Origin of the sequence: Kribbella sp. (genome assembly GCF_035655035.1) — a bacterium.
Taxonomy (GTDB): Bacteria; Actinomycetota; Actinomycetes; order Propionibacteriales; family Kribbellaceae; genus Kribbella.
In genome coordinates this window covers 1-10,377 of the sequence record NZ_DASRVN010000610.1, presented here as the reverse complement: position 1 = coordinate 10,377, position 10,377 = coordinate 1, and the positions used below count along the sequence as shown (strand labels likewise).

10 protein-coding genes and 2 pseudogenes are annotated in these 10,377 nt (G+C 68.2%); 6 read left to right on the top strand and 6 right to left on the bottom strand.

Annotation, left to right across the window (positions count from 1 at the left end; translation table 11 throughout):
* Together VFF46_RS32180 and VFF46_RS32175 are read left to right on the top strand one after the other, a co-directional pair.
* Positions 1 to 425, top strand: a pseudogene (locus tag VFF46_RS32180) (IucA/IucC family protein); the annotation flags it as partial.
* 81 nt (positions 426 to 506) lie between these two features.
* Positions 507 to 998, top strand: coding sequence for a hypothetical protein (locus tag VFF46_RS32175; RefSeq protein ID WP_325041004.1), 492 nt, complete (start codon positions 507 to 509; stop codon positions 996 to 998).
* 27 nt (positions 999 to 1,025) lie between these two features.
* Here the strand turns inward: VFF46_RS32175 and VFF46_RS32170 are convergent, their stop codons facing one another.
* Positions 1,026 to 1,172: a hypothetical protein gene (locus tag VFF46_RS32170; RefSeq protein WP_325041003.1), complete on the bottom strand. Its 147-nt coding sequence runs from the start codon at positions 1,170 to 1,172 to the stop codon at positions 1,026 to 1,028.
* 252 nt (positions 1,173 to 1,424) lie between these two features.
* Here VFF46_RS32170 and VFF46_RS32165 point away from each other — a divergent pair, with 252 nt between their 5' ends.
* Complete coding sequence (locus VFF46_RS32165; RefSeq protein ID WP_325041002.1) at positions 1,425 to 2,297, top strand: hypothetical protein; 873 nt, start codon at positions 1,425 to 1,427, stop codon at positions 2,295 to 2,297.
* 3 nt (positions 2,298 to 2,300) lie between these two features.
* Here the strand turns inward: VFF46_RS32165 and VFF46_RS32160 are convergent, their stop codons facing one another.
* On the bottom strand, positions 2,301 to 3,815 hold the full coding sequence (locus VFF46_RS32160) for a PfkB family carbohydrate kinase (protein ID WP_325041001.1): 1,515 nt from the start codon (positions 3,813 to 3,815) through the stop codon (positions 2,301 to 2,303).
* A 108-nt stretch (positions 3,816 to 3,923) separates the two neighbouring features.
* On the opposite strand from VFF46_RS32160, the gene VFF46_RS32155 reads away from it, so the two are divergent.
* Together VFF46_RS32155 and VFF46_RS32150 are read left to right on the top strand one after the other, a co-directional pair.
* Complete coding sequence (locus VFF46_RS32155) at positions 3,924 to 4,592, top strand: class I SAM-dependent methyltransferase (RefSeq protein ID WP_325041000.1); 669 nt, start codon at positions 3,924 to 3,926, stop codon at positions 4,590 to 4,592.
* Between the two features lie 119 nt (positions 4,593 to 4,711).
* Positions 4,712 to 5,134, top strand: a complete 423-nt coding sequence (locus VFF46_RS32150) for a DUF805 domain-containing protein (protein WP_325040999.1) — start codon at positions 4,712 to 4,714, stop codon at positions 5,132 to 5,134.
* A gap of 90 nt (positions 5,135 to 5,224) precedes the next feature.
* Here VFF46_RS32150 and VFF46_RS32145 read toward each other — a convergent pair whose 3' ends face one another.
* Genes VFF46_RS32145 through VFF46_RS32130 form a run of 4 tightly spaced genes read right to left on the bottom strand, consistent with a single transcriptional unit; the run spans position 5,225 to position 9,687 of the window.
* Complete coding sequence (locus tag VFF46_RS32145; protein WP_325040998.1) at positions 5,225 to 6,625, bottom strand: metallopeptidase TldD-related protein; 1,401 nt, start codon at positions 6,623 to 6,625, stop codon at positions 5,225 to 5,227.
* The gene (locus VFF46_RS32140; protein WP_325040997.1) at positions 6,622 to 8,133 is read right to left on the bottom strand and encodes a TldD/PmbA family protein; all 1,512 of its coding nucleotides are present in this window, start codon (positions 8,131 to 8,133) and stop codon (positions 6,622 to 6,624) included. The genes VFF46_RS32145 and VFF46_RS32140 overlap by 4 nt, the downstream gene beginning before the upstream one ends.
* 10 nt (positions 8,134 to 8,143) lie before the next feature.
* Complete coding sequence (locus VFF46_RS32135; protein ID WP_325040996.1) at positions 8,144 to 8,854, bottom strand: nucleotidyltransferase domain-containing protein; 711 nt, start codon at positions 8,852 to 8,854, stop codon at positions 8,144 to 8,146.
* On the bottom strand, positions 8,836 to 9,687 hold the full coding sequence (locus VFF46_RS32130) for an alpha/beta hydrolase (RefSeq protein ID WP_325040995.1): 852 nt from the start codon (positions 9,685 to 9,687) through the stop codon (positions 8,836 to 8,838). Before VFF46_RS32130 ends, VFF46_RS32135 begins: the two co-directional genes overlap by 19 nt.
* A 145-nt stretch (positions 9,688 to 9,832) precedes the next feature.
* Here VFF46_RS32130 and VFF46_RS32125 point away from each other — a divergent pair.
* Positions 9,833 to 10,377, top strand: a pseudogene (locus VFF46_RS32125) (ABC transporter permease); the annotation flags it as partial.

Sequence of the window (10,377 nt, the reverse complement as noted above, 5' to 3'; positions counted from 1 at the left end):
TCCACCACTACGGCATCACCGTCAACCCCCACGGCGAGAACCTCGCCGTCATCTGCACCCCCGAAGGCCTCCCCACCCGCCTGGTCATCAAGGACCTCGTCGACGACATCAACCTCTCCACCACCCCCATCGTTGCCCGCGGCCCCGAACCCGACACCCACACCCAACTCCCCACCCAAACCTTCTGGGGCCTGATCCGCGCGGAGCTACACCGGTACACCGAGGAACACCCCGAATACACCGACCGGCTGGCGGCGACCGGACTGACCGGTGCCACATTCCTGCGATATCCGCTGAACGGATACCGGCTGAAACTCGGTTACACCGACCTGGACACACGTCCACCGATACCGGTGACCGGCAGCATTCCCAATCCACTGCACACTGTCGAGCCGGTGTATTCAGAAACGATCTTGCCAAGTTAATCGCGGTGCGCTGACAATGCCCAATGAACTTGTTACCGCCGCGCGGGGGCGCGACGGACGAGAGAATTGGGGAGGACGATCGTGCCACAGTCCGCCTTGGCAGTCGCCCGCCGTCGCCTGTACGTCTACCGCGCGGCGCTCTCACTGGAGTGGTCCGACTCCACCGTGCACCCGGACTTCAGCTCCCGGACCGATCTGCCGGCGTCGGCGGGGCAGTGCGGGGTGAGTTCCGCCTGGCTGCTGCACGAGCTGCCATGGTTCCTGCGGATGCGCGCCCGGTACTGCGTCGGGGACATCGTCGTGCACGGCCGGACGCTGGAGTTCCACTGCTGGGTCGAGATCGGCCGGGCGACCGCGCCCGGGCGCTGGATCATCGACGTGACCTGCGATCAGTTCGAACTGCTGGCCGATCACGACGTCGTCTGTGACCGGCACAGCAGCCTTCTGGAGCGGTCGATCGAGTACCGGGCGAGCAGCAGACAGTCCGCCCGGCAGCTTCGCTCCGATCCGGTCTGGGGCCGGGTCCAGGTGCTGGCTCAGGGCATGTCCCGCTGGTTTGGGAACCGTCGCTGAGCGGTGCCCCCTGGGCCCTGCCGCGGCTTAGTGGGCCATCGCAACGACGATGTTGTACAGCCCGAAGCAGAACACCAGCACGCTGCTCACCAGGACGAGCGTGAGCAGCTGCTTCCAGAACGAGGTCACCAGAATCGCGCCGGCGAGCGCGACCAGGGTTGCGAGGATTTGCATCGGAGTTCCCCTTCCCGCCGAGTGGTTTCCCACCTCTATTCCAGCGCGCGACAATCGGCTGACAATGCGTGAATTGGATGCCAAATAGCCGTTCCGGGTTTTGTGTCCTGGCATTTTGGTGGCGGCCGAATTCGATTCGCTGCCAGTTGGCAGGAGGAGCTGCCAACTGGCACCTGGCGCGTTGCCAACACGCCAAAAGACGAAGGTTTGAAAGTTGTCATGCGGTGCCCGCGATCCGCTAGCATCCGACTCGTGCAGAAAGCTGCTGCTTTTCGAATTAGCGCTGCGGAATCCACCGGGCACCTGCTGGCCCTGGCCCGGCTGTGGGGCGTGGACCGGCGCGCGCTCGCCGTCCGGACCCGCCTGCACCTGCCGTGCTACGCGGACGCTGCCGGCCAGGTGACCTACCGCGACGCCCTGGCCGTTGTGGTCAGCAACGCGGCGCGGCTACGCAGGGACCAGCGGGCGGTGCGTGACCTGATCCCGCGGCGCGAGTACGCGCTGCCGGATCTCGAGTTCCGGCAGGTCGGCGAGGACGCCGACCGGGTGTTCGGCAGCATGCACTACCTTCGCAATGCCAGGCGTGGATCACTAAACTTCGCCCTGGTCGACAAGAACACCGGTACGCCGTTGACGCTGTGTAGCGCGTCGCCGTTGGAGTGGAAGCGGGTGGCGGACCAGCTGCTCCTGCAGTTCGGCGTACCGCAGGAGTCGGTGTGGGACCTGTCGCGGGTCTACTCGTTCGACGGCGCACCACCCAACGCGGTGTCGTACCTGCTGGCTCAGGTGCGCAAGTACTTCCAGAAGCGCGGCGACGTCGAGCTGCTGACCACGGCCGTTGACCCGAACCTGGGCTTCACCGGATCGAGCTACCTGGCGTCGAACTGGCAGCAGTGGATGACCGTGCGGGCCCGGCCGTACCTTTACTACAAGCGCAAGTACATGAGCATTCGGGAGATGCGCGCGAGCTTCCCGACGATCCGCAGCATCGACGAACTCTGTGCCGCAGACCGGAACGCGACCAGGAGCTGGGCAGAGCTGCACGACTCGTTGATCTTCTGCTGCCGGATCCACGGTGCGACCGAACGGGTGCGGCCCGAGGACCAGCACCGCATCCTGCGCTGACAGCTACTGCTGGATCCCTTCCAGCAGGTCGTCGATGCGGCGCCGCGTGGGCAGCGAGTTGCGGCGCGGAAAGTCGGACGCCGCGCAGGACATCGCGGCGGCGGCCCAGCGGCCGACGTCCTCGGAGAACTTGCTCTCGGTGTCGATGAGCTGGGCGGCCAGCGCCGCACAGAACGCGTCCCGAGCGACCGAGGACTCTTTGTAGATCGCCGGTGGGGCAGCTATCTGCAGTACGTCGCGCATCGGGCGCGAATACGCGTTACAGCCGCCCGGGACGAGCAGGCACAGCGTCTTGACGCCGTACGCGAGCAGCGTGCGGGCAACGGAGTCCGGGTCGAACGGGGCGTCCTGCCGGGCGAACGGCTCCAGCTCCCAGGCATGCGCGACCAGGTAGTCGATCTGCGCGAGCGTGTCCGCCGAGACCTCGTCGTCGCTGTACGGCTGGCCTGGGGTCACGATCACGACCGGGCGTGCGCGGGTGCCGTCGTGGATCATCGCGAGGGTGTCCTCCAACGTGTCGCGAGGAACCTCGAAGGTCATCAGGAGCGCGTCGTAGTCCAGCAGCTCGTCCCGGTGCTGGGCCACGTCCGCGAAATCGAGGTGGATCTGCTTCTCGTTGCGCCAGTTCACCGCGATGCTGTCGCCGAGTTGTTGCTGGAAGACGCCGGTGAAGGGTGTCTCGGCGTCGGCCACCCGCTTCAGCAGCGACGTGTCCACGTGTTCCTTCTCGAGGTACTCGACGATCTGGTCGCCGAAACGATCGTTCGCGACCGCGGCGATCAGCGAGGTTCGCAGCCCGAGCCGGGCGGCCGCCACCGCCTGCGTGAGACCTTTGCCGCCGGGGGAAAGGCTGAACCCGAGCGCCTGGGTCGAGGTCTCCGGTGCCGGCAGATGTTTGGTCCGGAACGTGGCATCCATGACCGCACCCCCGATCACCACGACCCGGCCGGGTGACGGCTGGTTCGCGGCCGGTACGGGGTCGGTGCTCGCCACGTTCTTCGCGCCGACGGAGTACATGTCGCGCCTGGTGAGTTGATACGCGAGCTCCCGCAGTACGGCGAGTTCCGTCGTACCGCGCAGGTAGCGGTCGCTCGGAGCGGCGACCGGGCTGACGGCCAAGGCGGCGTGGAGCGGATGCCAGTGGTCCAGCAGGGTTTCCCGGCGGCGGCCGAGCGCCAAGTTGTAGAGCGCTCTCGTGATGTGCACTTCGATTCCGGCGCTGGTGAGGTGCTGTCCGAGTACGCCGAGCGCGAGGACGGCGTCCGCGACGATCTGCTGCGAGGCGTACAGATCCTCTCGGACACAGTCCCGGACCAGTGCGACCGCTGCGTCGGGGAGGTCGAGTTCGTGGACGTTCGCGTAGCGCCGGGTCGCGGCCAGGGACAGTAGCGGTGCGGACACTCCGGTCCGGTCCGCGCGGAGGCGGTCGGCGGTGAGCCCGCCGTGCGTCCGGAGCTTCTCCAGCGCGTTGGCCAGCACCCGCACCTTCTCCGACTGCTTGTCGCTTCCGTCCAGCATTCGCCTCCACCGACTTCCGTCCGACGGGACCATTATGCGGGTTGTGTCGTAGGCTGGCGCGGTCTGTCGATCGTCCAGATCGGTGTGACGAACACGGGGAGCAACACAATGAGTAGTGGGAATGTCGAGCTTGCGAGGGCTCAGCAGGAGCGGTGGGACGCGGCGTACGCGCGGCGGGCGGAGTTGCACGGGGTGGAGCCGTCGGCTGCGGTGCGGCGGGCGGTGGAGTTGTTCGGGGCGGCGGGGATCGTCGACGTGCTGGAGCTGGGGGCGGGGCACGGGCGGGACGCGCTTTTCCTGGCCAGGCACGGGTTCAGCGTGCATGCGACCGACTTCAGCGAGACGGCGCTCGACCAGTTGCGGCATGCGGCGCAGCGCGAAGGGCTCGACGATCGGGTGACGGCGGCGTTGCACGACGTACGGGATCCGTTGCCGCCGGCCGACGCGACGGTGAACGCGGTGTTCGCGAATCTGCTGCTGAACATGGCGTTCTCGCCGTCCGAGCTGCGGTCGCTGGTCGGTGAGATCCACCGGGTGCTGTGCCCGGGCGGGGTTTTCGTGTACGCCGTGTGGTCCGCGGACGACCGGTGCGCGGAGCACTGCCAGCAACTGGAGGACGGGCTGGCCGAGCACGACGGTTTCGTCGGGCGGTTCTTCGACAAGGAACTGGTCGGTGAACTCGGCGAGAACTGGAGCCTCGACGAGGTGACGCCGTACCAGGAGGGCAAGCGGTTGATGCTGCGGGTGACGATGACGAAAGCCGCGCCCGACAGCTGAAGCCGGCTCTAGGTTTCAGATTGCAGTGTGATCACCAAAGCGAAAAGCCGGATTGACGTACCCGGCCGGTTCCGACAGGCTTCTGACCCGCGTGTCACCTTCGACCATCGGAGATAGCAATGCAGTGGTACATCGACGTTCTCAAGAAGTACCTGGTTTTCGACGGGCGGGCCCGGCGCAAGGAGTACTGGATGTTCGTGCTCTTCAGCGCGATCGCGTCCATCATCTTGTCGATCATCGACAGGGTCCTCGGGACCACCTACAACAACGGCACGAGCGGCATCCTGCAGACGATCTACGGCCTGGCGGTCCTGCTGCCGACGATCGGCGTGGCGATCCGGCGGATGCACGACACCAACCGTTCCGGCTGGTGGATCCTGATCAACCTGATCCCGTGTATCGGCTGGATCTGGTTCATCGTGCTGGCGGCTCAGGAGGGTACCGCGGGGCAGAACCAGTACGGGCAGGACCCGAAGGGGGCCGAGCGGTTCGGCGGTCCGGGGCAGGCGGGTCCGGCGGAGCCGGGCTACCCGACGGTCTGACCCGACGGTCTGATCCAGTCACTGACCCAGTCACTGACGCAGTACGCGAGAACGCCCCGCCGGACGAACCGGCGGGGCGTTCTGTGTTCGTCAGCTGGCCTGGCTGACGCTGGACATGTTGTAGTCCGGGATCAGCAGCGGCGGTGTCGCGGTCCGCGAGAAGTAGTCGCCCCACTCGCGGGAGAACGACGGTACGGTCGCGCCGGCCGCGGTGAACCGGGCCAGCAGGTCGACCGGGCTCTCGTTGAACCGGAAGTTGTTGACCGCGCCGGTGACCTCGCCGTTCTCGACCAGGTAGACGCCGTCGCGGGTGAGCCCGGTGAGCAGCAGCGTCTGCGGCTCGACGACGCGGATGTACCACAGGCAGGTCAGCAGCAGGCCGTTGTCGAGGCCGGCCACCAGGTCGTCGGTCGTACCGGTCGCGCCGTCCACCGACAGCACGTAGTTGTCGATGTCGGGCGTGGCCGCCGGTACGTCGATCAGGTCCGCGGTGTACCGGCTGGTCATCAGGTGCTCGAGCTTGCCGCCCCGGATCCAGTCGGTCGCGGTCAGCGTGAGGCCGTTGTCGAACACGCTCGACGAGCCGCCCGACGACCGGGCCACCGCGAACGCGAAGGACTCAAGCCCCGTGAGCGCCGGGTCCGAGTGCAGGTTCACCGGCTGCGACGACAGCGTGTCGCCGATCCGGGTCCCGCCCCCGGACTTCGAGAACACGGTCTGCCCCTCGAACGCGTCGCGGCCGTCGAGCTGCCAGTACAGGTACGTCATCAGGTCGGCGACCGCGGCCGGTGGCAGGATCGTCGGGTGCCGGCCCGCGTCCACCGATACGGTCCGCCCGGCCCAGCCGAGGCGCCGGGTCAGCTCGGTGTCCAGCGCGAGCGCGTCGACGTCGGCGAAGTCACGGGTCGCCGTACCGACCCAGGCCGAGTGGGCGTCGTTCTTGCCGGTCGAGGACACGTACCCACGGGGGAGGGCCTGGCGCAGCCGCAGTCCGGTGGAGGATCCGGCGTACAGCGTGACGACCTCGTGGTTCGCGAACCCGTACAGCCGGCGCTTCTCGGCGGCGGCCTGCTTGAGCGACTCCCCGAGCGACGGCGCGAACTTCTCGTAGACGCCGACCGTCGTCTCCTCCGGCTCGAGCGCCCAGTCCGCCGACGCCGTACCGTCGACCAGCGGCCGCGCGTCCTCGGCGGGGCCGGCGGCGCGGGCGGTGGCGATCGCGGCCGAGACGATCTCGCGGAGCGTGTCCTCGGTGACGGACGAGCGGCCGATGACGCCGGCCGCCGTACCCTCGCCGGCGCCGACGGTGGCGATCACCGTCACGCTGGACCCGCGCATCGCGCCGTTCGTGGTCAGGGTGTTGTTCGCCCAGCGCAGGTTGGTGCTGGAGGTCTCGGCGACGAGTACGACGCAGCCGTCGGCGCCCTCGGCCGCCGCCAGGGCCAGGCCCCGCTCGACGGTGTCCTGCGGAGTGAGCTGTACGGCGGTCACCGGCCGGCCTCCTGGGTGGTGTTGAGAATGCGGACTCCGCGGAAGAGCGCCGACGGGCAGCCGTGGCTGACCGCGCCGGACTGGGACGGCTCGGCCTTGCCGCAGTTCAGCGCGCCGCCGAGGACGTACGTCTGCGGGCCGCCGACCGCCTCCATCGAGCCCCAGAAGTCGGTCGTGGTGGCCTGGTAGGCGACGTCGCGGAGCTGCCCGTCGAGCTTGCCGTCGGTGATCTTGTAGAACCGCTGGCCGGTGAACTGGAAGTTGTACCGCTGCATGTCGATCGACCAGGACTTGTCGCCGACGATGTAGATCCCGTTCCGGACCCGGCTGATCAGCTCCTCGGTGGAAGGGCCGTCGGCGGCGGGTTGCAGCGAGACGTTCGCCATCCGCTGGATCGGGATGTGGCCGGACGAGTCGGCGTACGCGCAACCGTTCGAGCGCGGCGTACCGAGCACGTCCTCGTTCTTCTTCGCCATCCGGCGGTCCACCTGGTACCCGACCAGGATCCCGTCCTTGACCAGGTCCCACTGCTGGCCGGCGACGCCCTCGTCGTCGTACCCGACCGTGGAGAGGCCGTGCTCCGCGGTGCGGTCGCCGGTGACGTGCATGACCGGTGAGCCGTACTTCAGCGTGCCGAGCTGGTCGAGGGTGGCGAAGCTGGTGCCCGCGTAGTTCGCCTCGTAGCCGAGAGCGCGGTCGAGCTCGGTGGCGTGGCCGATCGACTCGTGGATCGTCAGCCACAGGTTGGACGGGTCGATCACCACGTCGTACGTGCCGGGCTCGACGCTCGGCGCGGCCAGCTTCTCGGCGAGCCAGCCGGGTATCTGGGCGAGCTCTTCGTCCCAGTTCCACCCGGTGCCGGTCATGTACTCCCAGCCGCGGCCGGCCGGTGGGGCGGTCGACGACATCGAGTCGAAGCGGTCCTCCGCGACACCGTGCGCGGTGATGGACGGGCCGATCCGGACGCGTTGCTGGGTGTACGACGTACCGGCGGAGTTCGCGTAGTACTTGCACTCGTGGATCGTGGCGACGTGGACGCTGACGTGCGCGACACCGTCCGCCTTCAGCAGGCGGTCGCTGTAGTCGGTGAGCAGCGCGACCTTGTCCGCCCGCGGGACGGTGAACGGGTCGATCTTGTACGACGAGATCCAGGTGACGTCGTCGTACACCGGCTCGTCCGCGAGCTCGATCGTCTCCGCGTTGATCGGGCGGGACACCTGCGCCATGTTCACCGCCTGCTCCGCGAGCAGCACCGCCTGCTCGACGGTGAGCGCGACCCCCGCCGCGAACCCCCAGGTACCGTCGTGGATCACCCGCACCGCGAGACCGAGATCCTCGTCGTCCTTGGCGCTCTCCAGCACACTGTCGCGCAACGAGATGGACTCCGACCGGATCCGCTCCAACCGGAACTCGGCGAACGAGGCCCCCAGATCACGAGCACGCTGCAGGGCGGCCGCAGCCAACTCCTGCCGGGGCAGAGCAAGAAACGCTACGTCGATATCAGGCACGCCCTCGACCCTATACACCCACCGGAGCCGACACCTCGAACCCAGCGAACAACCGCCCGCCGTACGGCTCCAGGATCCGATCTGCCGCAACGCCAAGGCGGTCGTCCGAAGCACGTACGCCGTCCAGCAACGCCGTAGCGTGATCGGTGCCGTGGGTCGCGTCGTACGCTGCCACCTCCCGCAGCAGGCCCTTGCCGGTGCCGGACCAATGACCCGAGCCGGTCAGCAACAACCGGGCCGCCTCTTGCCACAGCACTGACGCGATAGCCAGCCGCACGTCGCCGACGGCACCCGCCAGATCCTCCAGCAGGTCAGTGATCGTGTACCGGAGCAGACTGAGCTCATCAGCCGACAACGGCTTGGGCCCTGCAGCCACCTCGGCCAGATACTCCTGCTGCAGCCGCTTACCGGACCCGTCGGTGTCAATCAGTACGACGGACTCGCCGACCAGGCGCATCATCGTCGGCTGGCGGCGGGCCTGGTCCTTGTCGGCGAAGTACCGGAGCGACTTCTCGGTGTGGACGAACAGCTCGACCGGCCACCCGCCGTACTCGAGCGACTTGCGGAGGACCGGGCCGTCCTGCAGGACCGTGATGTCGAGGTCGGACGTGGGGGTCGCTTCGCCTCGGGCCACGCTGCCGCCGAGCCAGGCGGCCCGGGCGTCGGGGTAGAGCTCCCGTACCAGTTCGCGGGCGAGGTTCATCAGGACAGTGTCAGCCACTTGAGGTGTTCGCGGTATGCGTTTGTTGGGGGGATGTGGCCGCCTATGTAGTAGCGGCGTTCGGCGTGGGGGATGGCGGCGGCGAGATGGTCGGCGTACTTGCCGGCGCGGTCGTCGGCGGAGCCGTGCCAGAGGGAGACCGGGATCTGGATGGCCTCCAGCTCGAAGCCCCAGGGGGTGGCGAAGGCGATGAGGTCGTCCTCCCAGCCGTCGTGGCTGGTGACGAAGGTGGCGGTGAGGCGGGCCATCGCGGCGGGGTCCTCGCGGGCGGGTGGGCCGGGTTCGGCTCCTGGGTCCGGCGGAAACTCGGGGCCGCCGGCTTCGACGGCGGACATGATCGAGCGGGCGGTCTCCTCCAGCTCCGGCCGCAGGTCGCCGTGCACCGCCTTCCAGGACGTGCGGTTGCGGCGCGGGTCCTCCGCTTCCTCCTCCGACGTCGGCTCGGGTCCGTCGACGATCGGCGGCGAGATGCTGCCGATCACGGCACACCGCGTGACCCGGTCCGGCAACAGCGCCGCACACGCCAGCGCATGCGGTCCGCCGCCCGAACCTCCGGTGACCGCGAATCGTTCCCACCCGAGCTCGTCGGCCAGCGCCACCACATCCGGTACGACGGACGCGACCGTACGCCCGGGCTGCCGCGTCGATCCGCCGTACCCGGGCCGGTCCGGCACCGCCACCCACAGCCCGGACTCCCGCAGCGCCTGTACGGCGTCCGGCCGCTTCCACCGCGTGCTCGGCGAACCGCCGAACGAGATCGCGGGCACGCCGCCCTCGGTGCCGTACAGGTTGTACAGAACAATCCGGTCACCGATCCGCACGAAGCTCTCCATGCAGCGGAGCGTAACCACCTGAGAAGAGCTATCCGAATCCACAGTTATCAACCCGAGATTCTCGGGATTCGAGATGAGTGGTCCGTGGTGGAAGGATGCGGCCTAGGTTTTGTCGGCTGCAATTTCGAACCTGTCAGGAGTGCCTGTGAGTACCTCGGTCGCCGGGACCGTATCGCCCACCCGGCAAGCGATGCGCCGGGCACGGCGCGACCGCAGCGCGCAGACCGGGTTCGTCCTGGTGCTGCTGCTGATCCTGATCGCCGCCGCCGCGCCGCTGCTGGTCCGGCTGGCCGGTCAGGACGCGACGACGTACCACATCGACCTGCTCGACCCGGCCCGCGGCAACGCGCCGCGTGGTGCGGCCGGCGGGATGAGCGGCACGCACTGGTTCGGGGTGGAGCCGCTCACCGGCCGGGACCTGTTCTCGATCGTGGTGCTCGGCCTGCGGACGTCGCTGGTGATCGCGATCACGGTGACGCTGATCACCAGCGTGCTCGGCACCCTGCTCGGGATCAGCGCGGCGTACTTCGGCGGCTGGTACGACGCGATCGTGTCCCGGCTGCTGGACTTCCTGTTCGGGTTCCCGCAGCTCGTCTTCATGATTGCCCTGGGCATCATTGTCCCGGCGAAGGTGTCCCGCTCGCTGCTGCTGATCGGCGTACTGAGCGTCTTCGGCTGGGCCGGCCTGGC

Bases quoted from the DNA above. Each gene is read 5' to 3' on its own strand.
- VFF46_RS32150 (WP_325040999.1), top strand. From the start codon at position 4,712: ATGCAGTGGTACATCGACGTTCTCAAGAAGTACCTGGTTTTCGACGGG.
- VFF46_RS32130 (WP_325040995.1), bottom strand. From the start codon at position 9,687: ATGGAGAGCTTCGTGCGGATCGGTGACCGGATTGTTCTGTACAACCTG.
- VFF46_RS32170 (WP_325041003.1), bottom strand. From the start codon at position 1,172: ATGCAAATCCTCGCAACCCTGGTCGCGCTCGCCGGCGCGATTCTGGTG.
- VFF46_RS32160 (WP_325041001.1), bottom strand. From the start codon at position 3,815: ATGCTGGACGGAAGCGACAAGCAGTCGGAGAAGGTGCGGGTGCTGGCC.
- VFF46_RS32155 (WP_325041000.1), top strand. From the start codon at position 3,924: ATGAGTAGTGGGAATGTCGAGCTTGCGAGGGCTCAGCAGGAGCGGTGG.